This is a genomic window from Pseudomonas sp. W5-01 (assembly GCF_046540435.1).
GTDB classification, from domain to species: domain Bacteria; phylum Pseudomonadota; class Gammaproteobacteria; order Pseudomonadales; family Pseudomonadaceae; genus Aquipseudomonas; species Aquipseudomonas graminis_B.
In genome coordinates, this window is the sequence record NZ_JAXCIP010000001.1 from 761866 (window position 1) to 782199 (window position 20334).

General features: G+C 63.6%; 11 protein-coding genes. 9 read left to right on the plus strand and 2 right to left on the minus strand.

The window, feature by feature from the left end; genetic code table 11:
• Positions 1-21: 21 nt before the first annotated feature.
• Positions 22-3642, plus strand: a complete 3621-nt coding sequence (locus tag SLW75_RS03305) for a translocation/assembly module TamB domain-containing protein (protein ID WP_410933801.1) — start codon at positions 22-24, stop codon at positions 3640-3642.
• A 106-nt stretch (positions 3643-3748) separates the two neighbouring features.
• Here SLW75_RS03305 and SLW75_RS03310 read toward each other — a convergent pair whose 3' ends face one another.
• A complete protein-coding gene (locus tag SLW75_RS03310) occupies positions 3749-4744 on the minus strand; it encodes an aldo/keto reductase (RefSeq protein ID WP_410933531.1) in 996 nt (331 codons plus the stop codon).
• A gap of 126 nt (positions 4745-4870) precedes the next feature.
• Between SLW75_RS03310 and SLW75_RS03315 the strand changes: the two genes are divergently transcribed.
• The 8 genes from SLW75_RS03315 (at position 4871) to SLW75_RS03350 (ending at position 18719) form a co-directional block, all read left to right on the plus strand.
• Positions 4871-5800, plus strand: a complete 930-nt coding sequence (locus SLW75_RS03315; protein WP_410933532.1) for a LysR family transcriptional regulator — start codon at positions 4871-4873, stop codon at positions 5798-5800.
• An 87-nt stretch (positions 5801-5887) separates the two neighbouring features.
• Entirely contained in the window at positions 5888-6388 is a 501-nt protein-coding gene (gene tpx, locus SLW75_RS03320; protein WP_410933533.1) for a thiol peroxidase, read from the plus strand.
• Positions 6389-6585: 197 nt separating this feature from the next.
• Complete coding sequence (locus SLW75_RS03325) at positions 6586-7926, plus strand: MdtA/MuxA family multidrug efflux RND transporter periplasmic adaptor subunit (RefSeq protein ID WP_410933802.1); 1341 nt, start codon at positions 6586-6588, stop codon at positions 7924-7926.
• Positions 7923-11018: an MdtB/MuxB family multidrug efflux RND transporter permease subunit gene (locus tag SLW75_RS03330; RefSeq protein WP_410933534.1), complete on the plus strand. Its 3096-nt coding sequence runs from the start codon at positions 7923-7925 to the stop codon at positions 11016-11018. The genes SLW75_RS03325 and SLW75_RS03330 overlap by 4 nt, the downstream gene beginning before the upstream one ends.
• A 94-nt stretch (positions 11019-11112) precedes the next feature.
• Entirely contained in the window at positions 11113-14220 is a 3108-nt protein-coding gene (locus SLW75_RS03335) for an efflux RND transporter permease subunit (protein ID WP_410933535.1), read from the plus strand.
• Positions 14221-14228: 8 nt separating this feature from the next.
• On the plus strand, positions 14229-15707 hold the full coding sequence (locus tag SLW75_RS03340; protein WP_296306357.1) for an efflux transporter outer membrane subunit: 1479 nt from the start codon (positions 14229-14231) through the stop codon (positions 15705-15707).
• Between the two features lie 126 nt (positions 15708-15833).
• Positions 15834-17924 carry a putative bifunctional diguanylate cyclase/phosphodiesterase gene (locus SLW75_RS03345; RefSeq protein ID WP_410933536.1) on the plus strand — a complete coding sequence of 697 codons (2091 nt, stop codon included), beginning with the start codon at positions 15834-15836 and terminating at the stop codon, positions 17922-17924.
• 48 nt (positions 17925-17972) lie between these two features.
• Positions 17973-18719 (plus strand): SDR family oxidoreductase, encoded by a 747-nt coding sequence (locus tag SLW75_RS03350; RefSeq protein WP_065990613.1) that lies wholly within the window; start codon positions 17973-17975, stop codon positions 18717-18719.
• 166 nt (positions 18720-18885) lie between these two features.
• Here the strand turns inward: SLW75_RS03350 and mapR are convergent, their stop codons facing one another.
• On the minus strand, positions 18886-20322 hold the full coding sequence (gene mapR, locus SLW75_RS03355) for a GntR family transcriptional regulator MpaR (RefSeq protein ID WP_296306348.1): 1437 nt from the start codon (positions 20320-20322) through the stop codon (positions 18886-18888).
• Between the last annotated feature and the right edge of the window lie 12 nt (positions 20323-20334).

Genomic DNA, 20334 nt, shown 5'->3' on the forward strand with positions numbered 1-20334 from the left:
CTGCTGTCGCTGATCATTTTGATGGTGCTGACGGCGGCCATCCTCCTCGGTACGCAAAGCGGCAGCCGTTGGGCCCTCGGGTGGGTGCCGGGCCTGACGGTCGAAGGGTTTTCCGGTCGTCTGGGCGGCGCGTGGCAGGCGGATCACCTGATCTGGCAGCAAGGCCAGAGCAAAGTCGAAGTCGACGCACCGGTTTTCGACTGGTCACCCGCGTGCCTCGCGCGCATGACGCTGTGCATCGACAACCTGCAGACGGGCGACATCAGGCTGCAGTTTCCGCCCTCCAGCGACGAGGCAGCCAGCGGGCCGATCACGCTGCCGGACCTCAAGCTGCCGCTGGCCCTGCAACTAGGGCGCGTGCAGATCGGCAGTCTTCATCTGGACGGCACCGAACAGGTTCGCGACGTGAAGCTGGCGGCGCACTGGACCGCTGAGGGGTTGAAGATCGATTCGCTGCACGCCGGTCGTGATGACATCGCCCTTGATCTGTCGGGCCTGCTCAAACCCGAGGGTAACTGGCCGTTGACCGCCGAAGGACAGCTGAAGCTACCCGACGTCAGTGGTCAGCCGTTGTCACTGGCGCTGAACATTCAAGGGGACCTGCTCAAGACTTTGACCCTCAACGCGCAGAGCAAGGGCTACATCGACGCCACGCTCGTCGGGCAGTTGCAACCGCTGGTGGAGAACCTGCCGGCGGACATCGCCATCACCAGCGACAACTTCAAGCCCAGCGCTGATCTGCCGGACACGTTGCAGCTCGATCATCTGATGCTCAACGCCAAGGGCGATCTTGCTCAAGGCTACGCCATCACCGGCAACGCCAGCCTTCCGGCGGAAAAAGGCCCGGTGGCGCTGGCATTACAAGGCCGGGTCGACGCCAAGGGCGCGGACATTACGGCGCTTGATCTGACCGCCAGCGACAACCAGCGCCTCAAGGCGAGCGGCAAACTGGACTGGCAACAGGGCCTGCGCGCCGACGCGAAAATCGACTGGCTCGACTTTCCCTGGCATCGCCTGTACCCGTTGATCGACGAGCCCCAGGTCAGCGTGCATACGTTCACCGGGGAAGTGTCCTACACCGACGGCAAATACCTCGGCCATTTCGCCGGCGACTTCAAGGGCCCGGCGGGTCCATTCACGTTGCAGAGCCCCTTCAGCGGCGATTTGCAGGAGATCTTCCTGCCTCAACTTGAGCTGGCAGCCGGGCAGGGCAAGGCCAGCGGTCACCTGAATCTGCAATTTGCCGACGGCATCGCCTGGGACACGGCACTGGATCTCAGCGCCATCGATCCCGCTTACTGGGTCGCGGAATTGCCGGGCTCCCTGGCGGGTCCGCTGCGCAGCAAGGGTTCAATGCGCAACGAGCAACTCACCCTGAACGCCGATCTGGACCTGAAGGGGCGCCTGCGCGGTCAGCCCGCTGTGCTGCAGGCCAAGGCCGATGGCGCCGACAACAAATGGAACCTCAACGCCCTGGACATCCGCCTGGGCGACAACCGGATTCAGGGCACAGGAAGCCTTCAGCAGAAAATCGCCGGCCAGCTGGACATCAACCTGGCGCGACTGGGTCAGCTATGGCCTGGCCTGCAAGGCCAGATGAAAGGGCGCCTCGACGTCGCCGGTACGGTACAGGCGCCCCAGGGGCAACTGGCCTTGCAAGGCACGCAACTGGCGTTCCAGGCGAACACGCTGCAGAGCTTGACCTTGGCCGCCAGGCTCGACAGCGCCCAGCGCGCCACCCTTGACCTGAAGACCTCCGGCATTCAGGCCGGCGACACGGCGCTGGGCGCGCTGACGGTTAATGGCCAGGGCGACATCAAGCGTCAGCAAGTCAAACTCGATCTCAAAGGGCCGCTGCTCAAACTGGCCCTGGCGCTGGATGGCAATCTGGACAAAGGTAATTGGCGCGGGCGTCTTGCCAGCGGCGACATCCAGAGCGGCGGGCAGGACTGGAAGCTGCAACAGCCGGCCAAGCTGGAGCGCCTGGCCGACGGCAAGGTCAACTTCGGTGCCCATTGCTGGGTGTCGGGGCCTGCGAGCCTGTGCGGCGAAGATCAGCGCCTGATGCCCGAACCGCGCCTGCGCTACCACCTCAAGCGCTTCCCGCTGGAAAGTCTGGCGCAGTGGCTGCCCAAGGATTTCGCCTGGAAGGGTGCGTTGAATGCCGACATCCAGCTGGACGTTCCCGCTGCCGGCCCCAATGGCCAGGTGGTCATTGACGCCAGTGGCGGGACGCTGCGGATCAAGGACAAGAACCAGTGGCTGGACTTCCCCTACGACACGCTGAAGCTGACCAGCAGCCTGACCCCGAAGAAAGTCGACACCAGCCTCAATTTTCGTGGCGGCAAGCTCGGTGAACTGCTGGCGCGGCTGAGCATCGATCCGATCGCCAGGAACAAGCCCGTGACCGGCGACTTCACCCTCAGCGGCCTGGACGTGTCGGTCGCGCGGCCGTTTGTACCCATGGTGGAAAAGCTCAACGGCAAGCTCAACGGCAGCGGGCGGATCTCGGGCGGCCTGCTGGCGCCTCAGGTCAACGGCAACGTGACGCTCAACGACGCCGAAGTCTCCGGTCCCGAATTGCCGGTGAGTCTTGAAAAGCTCAATGTGCAGGCCCTGATTGCCGGCGAGCGCGTTGATCTGACCGGCAACTGGCGCAGCGGCACGACGGGTCAAGGCAGCATTGGCGGGCATGTGGCCTGGGCCAATGCGCTGGATGTCGACGTTGACCTGAAGGGCACGCACCTGCTGATCACCGTTGAACCGTACGCCAAGCTGGAAGCGGCGCCGGACCTGAAGATTACCCTGCAGGGCGACAGGCTCGCGGTATCCGGCAAGGTGCTGATCCCGAAAGGCGAGATCACGGTGCGCCAGCTGCCGCCTTCAACGGTGAAAGTCTCTGATGACACCGTGATCGTGGGCCAGCAGACCGAACAGGGCAAGACCCCCTTGGCCATCGCCATGGATGTGAACGTCGAAGTGGGCCAGGAGACTTTGAGTTTCAGCGGCTTCGGTTTGACTGCGAATCTGGTCGGCCACGTGCACATCGGCGACAACATGGACACCCGCGGCGAGCTGAACCTCAACGACGGCCGCTACCGCGCTTACGGCCAGCGCCTGACCATTCGCAAGGCGCGCCTGCTGTTCGCAGGACCGGTCGACCAGCCGTATCTGGACATCGAAGCCATCCGCCAGACCGACGACGTGATCGCCGGCATTCGCCTGAGCGGCAGCGCCGAACAGCCGACCACCACGGTGTTCTCCGAACCGGCCATGAGTCAGGAGCAGGCGCTCTCGTATCTGGTGCTGGGCCGTCCGCTGAGCACCAACGGCGAAGATAGCAACATGGTCGCCCAGGCGGCGCTGGCATTGGGCCTGGCGGGCGGTTCGTCGACGGCGGGCAAGCTGGCGTCCGGGCTGGGGATTCAGGATTTCGATCTGGACACCTCGGGCAGCGGCGACAAGACGGCGGTGGTCGCCAGCGGCAAGATCACCGACAAGCTCAGCCTGCGTTACGGCGTGGGGGTGTTCGAGCCGGCCAACACCCTGACCTTGCGCTACCTGCTGAGCAAGAAGGTGTACCTGGAGGTCGCGGGCGGTGTGGCGAGTTCGCTGGACATCTTCTACAAGCGGGACTTCTGACAACCCGGCGAAACGGGGCGGGACAGGGCCTGCTGGCGGCGGAGTGTTGCCGCCAAAAGGCCGGGGTTTATCGAAGACGCAGCGATGATTGGAGAGCGTTACCCGCTTACCCGTTGACCAGCTTCATCGCCGCATCGGGATAACGGCCGCCTGCGACAGCGTTAACCGGGAACAGGTCTTTCAGCGCCTGCAAATCTGCTGCGCTGAGGGTCACGTCCAGCGCAGCGACGTTCTCTTCCAGGTATTTGCGCTGCTTGGTGCCGGGAATCGGAATCACGTCATTGCCCTGGGCGAGGACCCAGGCCAACGCCAGCTGGCCGGCGGTAATGCCTTTTTCTGCCGCCAGTTGTTCCACCTTCTTCACCAGCAGCAGGTTTTTGGCGAAGTTCTCGCCCTGGAACCTCGGACTGCTGCGGCGATAGTCATCGGCGGCGAAGTCGTCCGGGCTCTTCAGTGCGCCGGTCAGAAAACCGCGCCCCAACGGGCTGTACGGCACAAACGCAATGCCCAGCCGGCGGCACGTGTCGAGCGCGCCGTTTTCTTCCGGCTCGCGGCTCCACAGTGAATATTCGGTCTGCAGGGCGGCAATGGGATGAACCTTGTGCGCGCGTTCGAGGGTGCTTGCCGACGCCTCGCTCAAGCCGAGAAAGCGCACCTTGCCTGCCTTGACCAGCTCGGCCATGGCGCCAACGGACTCTTCGATCGCCACGCCGGGATCAATGCGGTGCTGGTAATACAGATCCAGGGTGTCGATTTTCAGACGCTGCAACGTGCCATCGATCGCGGCGCGGATGTATTCGGGGCTGCCATTGACCCCGCGCGCGCCGGCGTCGCCTGGCGTACGCACGATGCCGAACTTGCTGGCGATGAACGCCTGATCCCGCTTGCCAGCCAGCGCCTTGCCCAGCAGTTCCTCATTGGTGTGGGGGCCGTACATATCGGCGGTGTCCAGCAGGGTGACGCCCATCTCCAGCGCCCGGTGCAGGGTGGCGATGGCTTCGTCGGCGTTGCCGCCCGTTGTATAGAAGTCGGTCATGCCCATGCAGCCCAGGCCCAGGGCCGAGACATGCGGGCCGTTTTTGCCAAGTTGACGCGTTTGCATGATGGGTGCCTTGTCGATCAAGAGGACCACCATTCTTGCGCCTCGACAGCGTCGGGATAAACCGGCTAAAAGTGCTTTCACTATTGGTAATTTCTAAACAATCTCTCAGCGGAACCGTGACAAGCCATGGATAAATTCAACGCGATGCGGGCCTTCACGCGCATTGTCGAGCTGGGCGGTTTCGCCAGGGCCGCCGACAGCCTGCACATGCCCCGGGCGTCGGTGACCATTCTGATCAAGCAGCTGGAGGCACGGTTGGGCGTGCAGTTGTTGATGCGCACCACGCGGCAGGTGACGCCGACGCCGGACGGTCAGGCCTATTACCACCGCTGCGTCAGCGTGCTGAACGAGCTTGAAGCGGCCGAATCGTTGTTCTCTTCGGTGGCCCGGGACCCGGAAGGCGTGCTGCGAGTCGACATGCCGTCGGGCATCGGCCGATTGATCATCATGCCGCTGCTGCCGGAGTTCACCGAGCGTTATCCCCGGTTGGCAATGGAAGTGGGCATGAACGATCGTCCCGTGGACCTTATCCGGGAGGGCTACGACTGCGTGATTCGCGGCGGACAGCCCCTCGATCACTCCCTGGCGGCCCGACCGCTGGCTCACATGCGCCAGGTGGTGTGCGCCAGTCCCGGGTATCTGCAGCGCAGGGGCACGCCGCTCTCCCTGGCCGATCTGCAGCACCACCAGATCATCGAATACTTCTCTTCCACCACCCACAAACGCTATGGGCTTGAGTTCGTCATTGATGGCCGAGTTCACGCGCCCGACCTGCCCAAGGCTCTGGCGACCAACAGCGCCGATGGCTACCTCGCGGCGTGCAGCGCAGGGTACGGACTGGTGCAGACGCCGTACTACCACGTCGCCGAATCGTTGCGCCGCGGCGAGCTGATCGAGGTGCTGGGCGATGTCGAACAACCGCTATTGCCCCTAACTGCGCTGTACCTGGCACACCGGCAGACGTCGCGGCGGGTGAGGGTATTCGTCGACTGGGTAGTGGACGTCTGCGCCCGCCCGGGGCTGATGGACAAACCGGTAATGCACCCCGTTTCCTGACAATAAAATCGTTTCTGGCGGTAGGTTGCCACGCTTTTTCATGGTTAACTTCCGCCCTTGAATGCCACTCAAACAAGGACTCAGCTCATGCCACAAGTGACTCGTAGAGGCTCTCCGGTACAGATCAGCGGCGAACTGCCGACCGTCGGCAGCAAGGCGCCGGCCTTCAAACTGGTGGCGGCCGATCTGTCCGACGCAACCCTGGAAACCTTCGCCGGCAAGCGCAAGGTGCTGAACATCTTCCCAAGCGTAGACACCCCGACCTGCGCCACCTCCATCCGCACGTTCAATGCCCAGGTCAACGAGCTGAATAACGCCGTTGTGCTGTGCATCTCCGCCGACCTGCCGTTTGCCCAGGCGCGTTTCTGCGGCGCCGAAGGTCTGGAAAACGTGAAGAACCTGTCGACCATGCGCGGCGCGCAGTTCATGCAGGACTACGGCGTTGCCATCGCCGACGGGCCGATGGTGGGGCTGACCACCCGTGCTGTCGTGGTGCTGGACGAAAACGACACGGTGCTGCACAGCGAACTGGTACCGGAAATCGGCCAGGAGCCGAACTACGACGCGGCGCTGGCCGTATTGAAGTAAGCTGGCAAGCGGCGTATTGCCATCAGTCGACGGCATTACCCGGCAACATCCAGGCGGCCTGACACCCTCAGGCCGTTTTTTATGGGTACGTCAGCACCTTATTCCAAGTAAGCACTAGGTAAATTGCCGGTAAAGCCCCTTTGCCTTGCCGGACTCTATGCTTATTGTTCAGCCTCCCGAAGACGCTCACGCGCACACTGGTTGATTTATCCATGCAATTGTCTGGCCCCCGTAATTCCCGTCGCTGGCTGATAAGCCTGTTGGTTCTATTGATCGTCGCTGGCCTGTGCTGGCGCTTCTGGCCGGGATCCGCGTCGCAACCAAACGCCACGGCGCAGAAAGGCGATCAGGCCCAGGCCAGCGCAAGCCGCAGCGGCGGCAACGGCAAGGCGGTGGCCAAGCGTCCCGGGTTCGGCGGCTCCACCGCCCCGGTACCGGTGCGGGTCGCAGTCGCGAACACCGGCGACTTCCCCATCTACTACAAAGCCCTTGGCACTGTGACCGCGCTGAACACGATCAACGTGCGCAGCCGCGTGGCAGGCGAATTGATGAAGATCAATTTCCAGGAAGGCCAACAGGTCAAGGCCGGCGATTTGCTGGCGGTGATCGACCCGCGCAGCTACCAGATCGCGCTGCAACAGGCGGAAGGCACGCTGATGCAGAACCAGGCGCTGCTCAAGAATGCTCAACTCGACGTACAGCGTTATCGGGGCCTGTACAAAGAAGACAGCATCGCCAAGCAAACCCTGGACACCGCCGAATCCCTGGTCGGCCAGTACCAGGGGACGATCAAGACCAATCAGGCAGCCGTGGGCGACGCGAAGCTCAACCTGGAGTTCTCGCAGATCCGTGCGCCGATCTCGGGCCGCATCGGCCTGCGCCAGCTGGACGTCGGCAATCTGGTCGCCGCCAACGACACCACCGCCCTGGCGGTGATCACCCAGACCAAACCGATCACTGTCAACTTCACGCTTCCGGAAAAAGACCTCGCCGAGGTGCTGAGCCGTTACCGCAGCGGCGGCAAGTTGCCGGTCGAGGCGTGGGACCGTGGCGACCTGAAGCTCCAGGCCACCGGCGTGCTCGCCAGCATCGATAACCAGATCGACATCACCACCGGCACGTTGAAGTTCAAAGCGCGGTTTGGTAACGACAACGAAGCGCTGTTCCCCAATCAGTTCGTGAACGCACGCCTTCTGGCCAATACCCTGAAAAACGTGGTGCTGGTGCCGTCGGCCGCGGTGCAGTTCGGCGTCAACGGCACCTTCGTGTACGTGATGGACGGCGACAAGACCGTGCGCATTCGCGCCCTCAAGACCGGGCCAAGCGACGAGAACTCCACGGTGATTACCGAAGGTCTGACGGCCGGCGACCGTGTGGTGCTCGAAGGCACCGACCGCCTGAAAGACGGCAGTGCGGTGGACGTGGTCAACGACAGCAAGGACGTGCCGGCCTCGCCGGGTCAGCAGTTGCAGGGCAAGCCCTCGAAGGAGCCCGGTGAGTCAGCGGGCACCGAGACCGCGAAGAAAGGCAACGTATGAACCTGTCACGCCTGTTCATCCTCAGGCCGGTCGCCACCACGCTGAGCATGCTCGCCATCGTGCTGGCCGGTCTGATCGCGTACACGCTGCTGCCGGTGTCGGCGCTGCCGCAGGTGGATTACCCGACCATTCGGGTGATGACGCTGTACCCGGGCGCGAGTCCGCAAGTGATGACCAGTGCCGTGACCGCGCCCCTTGAGCGCCAGTTCGGGCAGATGCCGGGCCTGACCCAGATGGCCTCGACCAGTTCCGGCGGGGCCTCGGTCATCACCCTGCGTTTCAGCCTCGACATCAACATGGACGTCGCCGAGCAGGAGGTGCAGGCGGCTATCAACGGCGCAACCAACCTGCTGCCGAGCGACCTGCCGGCGCCCCCGACGTATAACAAGGTCAACCCGGCCGACACGCCGGTGCTGACCCTGGCCATTACGTCGAAAACCATGCTGCTGCCCAAACTCAATGATCTGGTCGACACGCGCATGGCGCAGAAGATCGCGCAGATCAGCGGGGTGGGCATGGTCACCATCGCCGGCGGCCAGCGTCAGGCGGTGCGGATCAAGGTCAACGCCGACGCACTGGCGGCCAACGGCCTGAACCTCGCGGACGTCCGCACGCTGGTCAGCGCCTCCAACGTCAACACGCCCAAGGGTAATTTCGACGGCCCGACGCGGGTGTCGATGCTCGACGGCAATGACCAGCTCAAGTCCCCCGAGGAGTACGCCAACCTGATTCTGGCTTACAACAACGGCGGCCCGCTGCGGCTCAAGGATGTCGCCGAGATCGTCGACGGCGCCGAAAACGATCGCCTTGCCGCGTGGGCCAATGAGAACCAGGCCGTGCTGCTGAACATCCAGCGTCAGCCAGGCGCCAACGTGATCGACGTGGTCGACCGGATCAAGGCGCTGCTGCCCAGCATCACCGAGAAGCTGCCCGCCGGGCTTGACGTCACCGTGCTCACCGACCGCACCCAGACCATCCGCGCGTCGGTCAGCGACGTGCAGCACGAGCTGATGATTTCCATCGTGCTGGTGGTGCTGGTGACCTTCCTGTTTCTGCGACGCTTCAGCGCGACGATCATTCCCTCGGTGGCCGTGCCGCTGTCGCTGATCGGCACCTTTGGTGTGATGTACCTGGCCGGCTTTTCGGTCAATAACCTGACCTTGATGGCGATGACCATTGCCACCGGTTTCGTGGTCGATGACGCCATCGTCATGCTGGAGAATATTTCCCGGCACCTGGAGGAGGGCGAGACGCCGTTGCAGGCGGCGCTCAAGGGCGCCCGGCAGATTGGTTTCACGCTGATCTCGCTGACCATCTCACTGATTGCCGTGCTTATTCCGCTGCTGTTCATGGCCGACGTGGTCGGGCGGTTGTTCCGCGAGTTCGCCATTACCCTGGCCGTGGCGATCCTGATTTCCCTCGTGGTGTCCCTCACCCTGACGCCAATGATGTGCGCGCGCTTGCTCAAGCGTGAGCCGAAAGAAGAAGAGCAGGGCCGGTTCTACCGGGCCAGCGGCGCGTGGATCGACTGGCTGGTGGCCGCCTACGGGCGCAAGTTGCAGTGGGTGCTCAAGCATCAGCCGCTGACACTGCTGGTCGCCATCGCCACCCTTGGAATCACGGTATTGCTGTATCTGGCCGTGCCCAAGGGCTTCTTTCCGGTGCAGGACACCGGTGTGATTCAGGGCATTTCCGAAGCGCCCCAGTCGGTGTCGTTCGCTTCCATGAGCCAGCGCCAGCAGGCCCTGGCGAAAATCATCCTGAAGGACCCTTCGGTCGCCAGTCTGTCTTCGTACATCGGCGTCGACGGCGACAATGCGACCCTCAACAGCGGTCGCATGCTGATCAACCTCAAACCCCACAGCGAGCGGGATGTGACGGCGTCCGAAGTGATCCAGCGCCTGCAGCCCGAAGTCGATCAGCTGTCAGACATCCGCCTGTTCATGCAGCCGGTGCAGGACCTCACCATCGAGGACCGGGTCAGCCGCACCCAGTACCAGTTCAGCATGTCCTCGCCGGACGCCGACCTGCTCAATCTGTGGAGCGGCAAACTGGTGGAGGCGCTGGCTCAGCGGCCGGAGTTGACCGATGTCGCCAGCGACTTGCAGGACAAGGGTCTGCAGGTGCTTCTCAACATCGACCGCGATGCCGCCAGTCGGCTGGGCGTGACCGTCGCCAACATCACCGACGCGCTCTATGACGCCTTCGGCCAGCGGCAGATTTCCACCATCTACACCCAGGCCAGCCAGTACCGGGTGGTGTTGCAGGCCGACTCGCGCAGTGAGCTGGGGCCCGAGGCGCTGGAACAGATTCACGTCAAGACCACCGACGGCGGGCAGGTCAAGCTGTCGAGCCTGGCCCGGGTCGAACAACGTCAGGCGCAGTTGGCGATTGCCCACATCGGCCAGTTTCCGGCGGTGATGATGTCGTTCAACCTGGCGCCGGGCGTCGCGCTGGGCAAGGCCGTGGAAGTCATCGAGCAGGTGCAGAAAGACATCGGCATGCCGATCGGCGTGCAGACGGAATTCCAGGGCGCAGCCGAAGCCTTCCAGGCCTCGCTGTCCAGCACGCTGCTGCTGGTGCTGGCGGCGGTGATCACCATGTACATCGTGCTGGGCGTGCTCTATGAGAGCTACATCCACCCGATCACCATTCTGTCGACCCTGCCGTCGGCGGCCATCGGTGCGCTGCTGGCGCTGATCCTCAGCGGCAATGACCTGGGCATGATCGCCATCATCGGCATCATCCTGCTGATCGGCATCGTCAAGAAGAACGCGATCATGATGATCGACTTCGCCCTCGACGCCGAACGCAACCGCGGCATCGACCCGGAGACCGCGATCTACGAAGCGGCCCTGCTGCGTTTCCGCCCGATTCTGATGACTACCCTGGCGGCACTGTTCGGCGCGATCCCGCTGATGTTCGCCTCGGGCTCCGGGGCCGAGCTGCGCCAGCCCCTGGGTCTGGTGATGGTCGGCGGCTTGCTGGTTAGCCAGGTCCTGACGCTGTTCACCACGCCGGTCATCTATTTGTACTTTGATCGGTTGGGGCGCCGGTTTGCGCGGCAGCCCAAGACCGAGGCGGCGCTATGACCGGCAGCCACAAGCTTCAAGCGGCAAGCTACAAGAGTGGAGTTCGCCGCAGATTCACTTGCAGCTTGAAGCTCGCCGCTTGGAGCTCCCGCCCATGAATCTGTCCGGGCCCTTCATCAAACGCCCCGTAGCGACCATGCTCTTGAGCCTGGCAATCATGCTGCTGGGCGGGATGAGCTTCGGTCTGCTGCCGGTGTCGCCGCTGCCGAACATGGATTTTCCGGTGATCGTGGTCAGCGCTTCGTTGCCCGGCGCCAGCCCGGAAATCATGGCGTCGAGCGTGGCGACGCCGCTGGAGCGCTCCCTCGGGGTGATCGCCGGGGTCAATACCATGAGCAGCCGATCGAGTCAGGGCTCGACGCGGATCATTCTGCAGTTCGACATGGACCGCGACATCAACGGTGCTGCCCGGGAAGTGCAGGCGGCCATCAATGCGTCGCGCAGCCTGCTGCCCAGCGGGATGCGCAGCATGCCGACCTACAAGAAGGTCAACCCGTCCCAGGCGCCGATCATGGTGCTGTCGCTGACCTCCGACGTGCTGGAGAAGGGCGAGCTGTACGACATGGCGTCGACGATCCTTTCCCAGAGCCTGTCCCAGGTGAACGGCGTCGGCGAAGTGCAGATCGGCGGCAGCTCGCTGCCCGCCGTGCGCGTGGAGCTGGAGCCCAAGCTGCTGTCCCAGTACGGCGTGTCGCTGGACGAAGTGCGCACGACCATTTCCAATTCCAATGTGCGCCGCCCGAAAGGCTCGGTGGAGAACAGCGAGCACAACTGGCAGGTGCAGGCCAACGACCAGCTGGAGAAGGCCAAGGATTACGAATCGCTGATCATCCATTACGCCAACGGCGCGGCGTTGCGGCTCAAAGATGTGGCCAAGGTCAAGGATTCGGTGGAAGACCGCTACAACAGCGGCTTCTTCAATGACAAGGCCGCCGTGCTGCTGGTGATCAACCGCCAGGCCGGCGCCAACATCATCGAAACCGTAGCGGCGATCAAGGCGCAGTTGCCAGCGTTGCAGGCCGTGCTGCCCGCCAGCGTCAAGCTCGACCTGGCCATGGACCGCTCGCCGGTGATCAAGGCCACCCTGCACGAAGCCGAAATGACCCTGCTGATCGCCGTGGTGCTGGTGATTCTGGTGGTGTTCCTGTTTCTCGGGAATTTCCGTGCCTCGCTGATCCCGACCCTGGCCGTGCCGGTGTCGCTGGTGGGCACCTTCGCGATCATGTACCTGTACGGGTTCTCGCTGAACAACCTGTCGCTGATGGCGCTGATTCTCGCCACCGGCCTGGTGGTCGACGATGCCATCGTGGTGCTGGAGAACATTTCCCGGCACATCGACGACGGCGTGCCCCCCATGGAGGCGGCTTATCTCGGCGCAAAGGAAGTCGGCTTTACGCTGCTGTCGATGAACGTGTCGCTGGTCGCGGTGTTCATCTCGATCCTGTTCATGGGCGGGCTGGTGGAGAGTCTGTTCCGCGAGTTTTCCATCACCTTGTCGGTGTCCATCGTCGTTTCCCTGGTGGTTTCGCTGACCCTGACGCCGATGCTGTGCGCGCGCTGGCTCAAGCCCCATGTGCCGGGCTCGGAAAACCGCCTGCAGCGCTGGAGTCAGCGGGTCAATGACCGCATGGTTGCCGGTTATGACCGCAGCCTGCGCTGGGTGCTGCGCCATCGGCGCCTGACCCTGCTGACGCTGCTGCTGACCATCGTCGGCAACATCGCCCTGTACGTCGTGGTGCCCAAGACCTTCCTGCCGCAGCAGGACACCGGCCAATTGATGGGGTTTGTACGGGGGGATGACGGCCTGTCGTTTTCCGTGATGCAGCCGAAGATGGACACGTTTCGCTCGGCGATCCTCAAGGACCCGGCCGTGGAGAGCGTCGCAGGCTTCATTGGCGGCAACGGCGGCACCGGCAACGCGTTCATCATCGTGCGCCTGAAGCCGATCAAGGAACGCAACATCGGCGCCATGGAAGTGGTCGAGCGGCTGCGCAAGGAAATGCCGCTGGTGCCGGGCGGGCGCCTGTTCCTCCAGCCGGATCAGGACCTGCAACTAGGCGGCGGCCGCGAGCAGACCACCTCGCAATACCAGTACATCCTGCAAAGTGGCGACCTGGAAACCCTGCGCCTGTGGTATCCGAAGGTCGTCGCGGCACTGAAGTCGCTCAAGGAGCTGACTGCCATCGACGCTAACGATGGCGGCGGCACCCAGCAGGTGACGCTGATCGTCGACCGCGATGCGGCCAAGCGCCTGGGCATCGACATGAACATGGTCACCACCGTGTTGAACAACGCCTACAGCCAGCGTCAGGTGTCGACCATCTATGACCCGTTGAACCAGTATCAGGTGGTCATGGAGGTCAACCCGAAATATGCCCTCGACCCGACCACCCTGGAGCAGGTCCAGGTGATCACTGCCGACGGCGCGCGGGTGCCGCTGTCGACCATTGCCCGTTACGAGCGCAGCCTGGAAGACGACCGGGTCAGCCACGACGGTCAGTTCGCCTCGGAAAACATCTCCTTTGACCTGTCCGACGGCGTCACCCTCGACCAGGCCAACGCCGCCATTGAACGCGCCGTCGCGGCGGTGGGCCTGCGCGAGGACGTGATCGCCAAGATGGCCGGGACCTCCGACGCTTTCGCCGCCACCCAGAAGAGCCAGCCGTGGATGATCCTTGGCGCGCTGGTGGCGGTGTACCTGGTGCTGGGCATTCTCTACGAAAGCTACATCCACCCACTGACCATTTTGTCGACGCTGCCCTCGGCGGGGGTCGGCGCGCTGTTGAGCATCTACCTCACCGGCGGGCAATTCAGCCTGATCTCGCTGTTGGGGCTGTTCCTGCTGATCGGCGTGGTGAAAAAGAACGCGATTCTGATGATCGACCTCGCCCTGCAGCTTGAGCGCCAGGGCGGCATGACCCCGGTGGAATCCATTCGCAACGCCTGTCTGCAGCGCCTGCGACCGATCCTGATGACCACGCTGGCGGCGATTCTCGGCGCCGTGCCGTTGCTGCTGAGCAGCGCCGAAGGGGCGGAAATGCGTCGGCCACTGGGCCTGACCATCATCGGCGGCCTGATCCTCAGCCAGATCCTCACGCTGTACACCACGCCCGTGGTTTACCTTTATCTCGACCGTCTGCGCCATCGTTTCAACCAATGGCGCGGTGTGCAGACGGATGCTGCCCTGGACACTCCGCTATGAACGACTCGATGAAAGCGCCTGGCCCACAGCGGACGTTGCCGTTTCACAGGACCTTCGGCGTTGCCTTGTGCGCGCTGCTGCTCAGTGCCTGCGCCGTCGGCCCGGATTACAAGACACCGGACATGCCGACCCCGGCGCACTTCAAGCAGGCCGAAGGCTGGACCCAGGCCAACCCGAGCGATGCGATGGCGCGCGGCGCGTGGTGGGAAATCTACGGCGACGCCCAGCTCAACGCGCTGGTGGAAACACTCAATACGTCCAACCAGACCGTGGCGCAGTACGAGGCGCAGTACCGGCAGGCCGCCGCCCTGGTGCGCAGTGCGCGGGGCGCGTTTTTCCCGACGCTGGACCTGACCACCAGCAAGAACCGCTCGAGCCAGGGCACCGGCAGCAGCAGTTCCAGCCTGAGCAGTTCCAGCAGCGGCATTCGCGACACCTACAACGCGCAACTGGGCGTGAGCTGGGAGGCCGACGTGTGGGGCAAGTTGCGCCGCGGGCTGGAAGCCGACAAGGCCAGCGCCCAGGCCAGCCTCGCCGACCTGGCGTCGATGCGCCTGAGCCTGCAATCGCAGCTGGTGCAGAACTACCTGCAACTGCGGGTGATCGATGAGCAGAAGCGTTTGCTCGAAGCGACCGTCGACGCCTATCAGCGCTCGCTCACCATGACCCAGAACCAATACCGCGCCGGGATTTCCGGCCGCGATGCCACGGCCCAGGCGCAGACGCAACTCAAGAGCACCCAGGCCGACCTGATCGACCTTCAATGGCAGCGCGCCCAGTTCGAAAACGCGATTGCCGTGCTGATGGGGCAGGCGCCGGCGGACTTCAGCCTCGCGGCGACCACCTCGATTCCGGCGGTGCCGCAGATTCCGGCGCAGCTGCCGTCGCAATTGCTCGAACGCCGCCCGGACATCGCCGCAGCCGAGCGATCGGTGATGACCGCCAACGCCAATATCGGCGTGGCCAAGGCCGCGTATTACCCGGACCTGACCCTGAGCATGAGCGGCGGTTACAGCAGCAGCACCGTCAGCAACTGGATTTCCCTGCCCAACCGCTTCTGGTCGGTCGGCCCGCAATTGGCGATGACCCTCTTCGACGGTGGCCAGCGTGCGGCCGAAGTGGACCGCACCGAAGCGGTCTACGACCAGACCGTCGCCCAGTACCGCCAGACCGTGCTCGACGGCTTCAAGGAAGTCGAAGACTACATGGCGCAGTTGCGCGTTTATGAGCAGGAATCCGGGGTGCGCGACGAGGCGCTGCAATCGGCGCGCGACTCCCTGCGCCTGACCAACAACCAGTACAAGGCCGGGCTGATCGGCTACCTGGACGTGGTCAACGTGCAGACCACCGCACTGAGCAACGAACGCAGTGTGCTGAATGTGCTGGAAAGCCGGTTGGTTGCCAGCGCCCAATTGATCGCGGCATTGGGCGGCGGTTGGGACGCTGCCACCGGGCTGAAAGCGGGCGCCGAAGTCTCCGACCGCTGATGTGAATTAAATAGCGATGTGCCACCTTCGCAACGGAGTGACGGGACTTTCACAGGAATTTCGGTACAATCGCGGCCGAATTGATCAGGGCTGAAAGGCCGCACTCCGTTGAGCCAAGAGCCAGCCATGTTGATCGGCCATTACACCAATTCGCTGGTTCTGATTTCAGTCCTCGTAGCGATTCTCGCGTCTTACACGACCCTTGATCTGGCCGGTCGCATTGCGTCGGCCCGCGGTCGGGCGAGGATGCTGTGGGTGTGCGGCGGCGCGCTCTCCATGGGCATCGGCATCTGGTCGATGCACTTCATCGGCATGCTTGCGTTCACGCTGCCCATCGAGCTGGCGTACGACATACCGCTGACACTGCTCTCGTTGCTGATGACCATTTTCTCCTCGGGTTTTGCCTTGTGGCTGGTCAGTCACGACCGCGTCCCGTTGTCGAATATGCTGTTCGGCGCACTGGTCATGGGCCTGGGCAGCTGCGCCATGCATTACACCGGCATGGCGGCGATGCGCATGCAGCCGGGCATAGACTACGACCCCACCTTGTTCGGGTTGTCGTTGGTCATTGCCGTCACCGCGTCCGCCGTCGCGCTGAGCATCGCCGTGCGGCTGCGCAAGGAAACCCCTTACGTTCGCCTGGCACGCGGGGGCGCGGCGGTGGTCATGGGGTTTGCGATCCTGGGCATGCACTACACCGCCATGACCGCCGCCAACTTTCCACAGGGCAGTTTCTGCGGCGCGCTTTCCAATGGCCTGCGCACCGACGGTCTGGACAAGGTGGTCCTGGTCACCAGTCTGGCGGTGCTGGGCATCACCTTGCTGACGTCGGTGCTGGACGCGCGCATGGCGGCGCGTACCGCCCAACTGTCACTGTCGTTGAAAGAGGCCAACCGCGAGCTCACGCAACTGGCCCTGCACGACAACCTGACCGGGCTCCCCAACCGCATGTTGCTGGCCGATCGTATCGATCAGGCCATGCGCAAGGTCGATGCCGAGGGCGGCATGTTCGCCCTGATGTTTCTGGATCTGGATGGCTTCAAACCGGTGAACGATGCGTTCGGCCATCACGTCGGCGACCAGCTCTTGCGGGCCGTGGCCTTCCGATTGCGCGAGAACTTCCATCGCCATGACACCCTGGCGCGCATCGGCGGCGATGAATTCGTGTTGCTGGTCGAACTCGACGATGGCGAAGAGGCGGTCAGCGTGGCGTCGCGTCAGGTCTCGCTGGTGAACCAGCCGTTCAGCGTGCAGGAACACGATCTGCAGGTGACAGTGAGCATCGGCATCAGCCTGTACCCGGGGAACGGCCGAACCCAGCAGGAATTGCTGATGAACGCCGACGCCGCGATGTACCACGCCAAGAACGCCGGCAAGAACGGCTACAGCTTCTTCGACGCGTCGATGAACACCAATGCGCGCAACAAGCTGCAGTTGCAACAGGACCTGCGTCTTGCGCTGCGTGACGGGCAATTCTGCCTGCATTATCAGCCCAAGTTCAGCACAAGCTCCCACCGGCCGGTCGGTGCCGAAGCACTGCTGCGCTGGAACCATCCGCAGCTCGGGCTGCTGATGCCGGATACCTTCATGGGTCTGGCGGAAAAAACCGGCTTGATCATTCCGGTCGGCGAATGGGTGATGAGCGAGGCCTGCCGGCAGATGAAGTGCTGGTACGACGCCGGCAACACTGACTGGCGCGTTGCCGTGAACCTGTCGGCATTGCAATTCAGCCATGTCGGGCTGATCGAAGCGGTCGCGGATGCGTTGACGACCCACGGGCTGCCGGCCAACTGCCTGACCCTGGAAATCACCGAAACCACCGCCATGAGCGATGCCGACGCGAGCATGACCGTGCTGCGCAAGCTCTCGGACATGGACGTGGACCTGTCCATCGACGACTTCGGCACCGGCTACTCCAGCCTGATGTACCTCAAACGCCTGCCGGCCAACGAATTGAAAATCGACCGCGGTTTCGTGCGCGACCTGGAGCCCGACAGCGACGATGCGGCCATCGTGTCGGCGATCGTTGCGCTGGGTCAGGCGCTGAACCTGCGCATCGTTGCCGAAGGGGTCGAGACCGCCAGCCAACAGAGTTTCCTGACGCGGCTGGGCTGCGACGCGTTGCAGGGCAACCTGCTGGGTTCTCCATTGCCGGCCGAGGGTTTCATGGCTGACATTGAAGCTGCCCGGCGTCGTGTCCGCGAAATCACCGATTGAGTGTTAACACCCACCCCACCTCCACGCATTGATCGACTGGGAACGTTTATGGATAAAAATCTCCTCATCACCGGCGGCTCCCGGGGTATCGGGGCCGCCACGGCGGTGCTGGCCGCAGCGCAGGGATATCGCGTGTGCATCAACTATCTGTCCGATCACGCTTCGGCCGAGCGGTTGTGCGGGCAGATTCGCGAGGCGGGCGGGCATGCCATTGCGGTACAGGCGGACGTCAGCAACGAGGATGAGATCATTCGTCTTTTTGCCCGGGTCGATGCCGACATGGGCCGAATCACTGCGCTGGTCAACAACGCCGGCACGGTGGGCGAGGCTTCGCGGCTGGACACGATGTCCGAGTTTCGTCTGCTGAAGATCATGATGAGCAACGTAGTCGGGCCCATGCTCTGCAGCAAGCACGCGCTGCTGCGCATGTTGCCCCGTCATGGCGGGCGCGGCGGCAGCATCGTCAATGTCTCGTCCGTGGCGGCACGGCTCGGATCACCCGGTGAATACGTCGACTACGCGGCGTCCAAGGGCGCCCTGGACACCTTCACCGTCGGGCTGGCCAAGGAAGTGGCGGGCGAGGGGGTGCGGGTCAACGCCGTGCGCCCCGGTTACATCTTCACCGAATTCCACGCCCTGAGCGGCGACCCTCACCGCGTCAGCAAGCTGGAACCGACCATCCCCATGGGCCGTGGCGGACTGGCCGATGAAGTGGCGGAAGCGATTCTGTGGCTGCTGTCGGACAAGGCGTCCTATTCGACGGGGTCGTTCATTGATCTGGGCGGCGGTCGGTAGTCACCGCTGAATGTGCCGCCGTCTTCCCGGCTGAAGCCGGTCCTACATCCGCGTTCACAGTCAATTCCGCTGACTGCACGCGGTCCTTTGTAGGACCGGCTTTAGCCGGGAAGGGGCCAGTCCTGGCACTTAAGATTTGCAGCGCTGCCCCTTCGCCCGGCACTTTTTAACCCATCATCGAGCGAATGATCTTCCCCAGTGTCTCCATCGCCCGCTCGGGCGTTTCACCCCACGGGCTGCCGTAGTTCAGGCGGATGAAGGGCTGGAAGCGCCGCGTTGGCGAAAACATCGGGCCGGGGGCGATGCTGATGCCCTGGGCAAGGGCGGCCTGGAACACTTTCAGCGAATCGATCTGTTCCGGCAGCTCCACCCACAGGAAGTACCCGCCGGTGGGCTGGCTGACGCGGGTCTGCGCGGGGAAATACCGGGCGATGGCGCCGAGCATGGCACGCTGCTGATCTTCCAGGCTGTGGCGCAACTTGCGCAGGTGCCGGTCGTAGCCACCGTGTTGCAGGTAATCGGCGATGGCGGCCTGGGCCGGCATCGAGGCGCACAGCGAGGTCATGATCTTCAGCCGCTCGACCTTCTGCGCATAACGCCCGGCAGCGACCCAGCCCACCCGATACCCGGGCGCCAGGCTCTTGGCGAACGAGCCGCAATGCAGGACCAGGCCTTCGGTGTCGAACGCCTTCGCCGGTTTCGGCGCGTGCTGGCCGTAATACAGCTCGGCGTACACGTCATCCTCGATCAGCGGCACCTCATGCTTGCGCAGCAGCTGCACCAGCTCCCGTTTGCGCGCCTCAGGCACCGTCGCGCCGGTGGGGTTCTGGAAGCTGGTCATGCTCCAGCAGGCCTTGATCGGGTAACGCTCGAGCGCCTGCTCAAGCACCGCCAGGTCAATGCCCTGTTGCGGGTGCACCGGGATTTCCACCGCCTTGAGCTTCAGCCGTTCGAGCACCTGCAGGCAGGCGTAGAACGCCGGTGCCTCGATGGCCACCAGATCACCGGGCTCGGTCACCGCTTGCAGGCACAGGTTCAGGGCTTCAAGGGCCCCGTTGGTGATCAGCAGCTCGTCCATGGGCAGCATCTGCCCGGCGACCATGTAACGCAGGGCGATCTGCCGGCGCAGGGCTGGATTGCCGGGCGAGAGGTCGCTGACGACCATGCGCGGGTCCATGTCGCGGGTGGCACTGGCGAGGGAGCGGGCCAGGCGCTGCAACGGGAACAGCGCGGCGCTGGGGAAGGCGGAGCCGAATGGCACGGTGTTCGGGTCCTTGATCGATTCCAGCACCGAGAACACCAGTTCGCTGACGTCGACTTCGGTGGATTCGCTCAGCTGTGGCGCGGGGCGCGCATCCTGCTCGATGGCGTTGTCACTCAGGCCTTGCAGGCGAATGCTGTCGTTGACGAAGTAGCCGGAACGCGGCCGCGCCCGGATCAGGCCTCGACGTTCCAGCAAGTAGTAGGCCTGGAACACCGTCGACGGACTGATGCCGTGGGTTTGGCTGGCGTAGCGCACCGACGGCACACGCTGCCCCGCAGCAAGCACCCCGGTGCGGATCAGCTCGGCAATGTCATCGGCAAACTTTTCATAACGCTTCATGGCGGGGCTCGT

Bases quoted from the DNA above. Each gene is read 5' to 3' on its own strand.
- SLW75_RS03305 (WP_410933801.1), top strand. From the start codon at position 22: ATGGTGCTGACGGCGGCCATCCTCCTCGGTACGCAAAGCGGCAGCCGT.
- SLW75_RS03310 (WP_410933531.1), bottom strand. From the start codon at position 4,744: ATGCAAACGCGTCAACTTGGCAAAAACGGCCCGCATGTCTCGGCCCTG.
- SLW75_RS03315 (WP_410933532.1), top strand. From the start codon at position 4,871: ATGGATAAATTCAACGCGATGCGGGCCTTCACGCGCATTGTCGAGCTG.
- tpx (WP_410933533.1), top strand. From the start codon at position 5,888: ATGCCACAAGTGACTCGTAGAGGCTCTCCGGTACAGATCAGCGGCGAA.
- SLW75_RS03330 (WP_410933534.1), top strand. From the start codon at position 7,923: ATGAACCTGTCACGCCTGTTCATCCTCAGGCCGGTCGCCACCACGCTG.
- SLW75_RS03335 (WP_410933535.1), top strand. From the start codon at position 11,113: ATGAATCTGTCCGGGCCCTTCATCAAACGCCCCGTAGCGACCATGCTC.
- SLW75_RS03340 (WP_296306357.1), top strand. From the start codon at position 14,229: ATGAAAGCGCCTGGCCCACAGCGGACGTTGCCGTTTCACAGGACCTTC.
- SLW75_RS03345 (WP_410933536.1), top strand. From the start codon at position 15,834: ATGTTGATCGGCCATTACACCAATTCGCTGGTTCTGATTTCAGTCCTC.
- SLW75_RS03350 (WP_065990613.1), top strand. From the start codon at position 17,973: ATGGATAAAAATCTCCTCATCACCGGCGGCTCCCGGGGTATCGGGGCC.
- mapR (WP_296306348.1), bottom strand. From the start codon at position 20,322: ATGAAGCGTTATGAAAAGTTTGCCGATGACATTGCCGAGCTGATCCGC.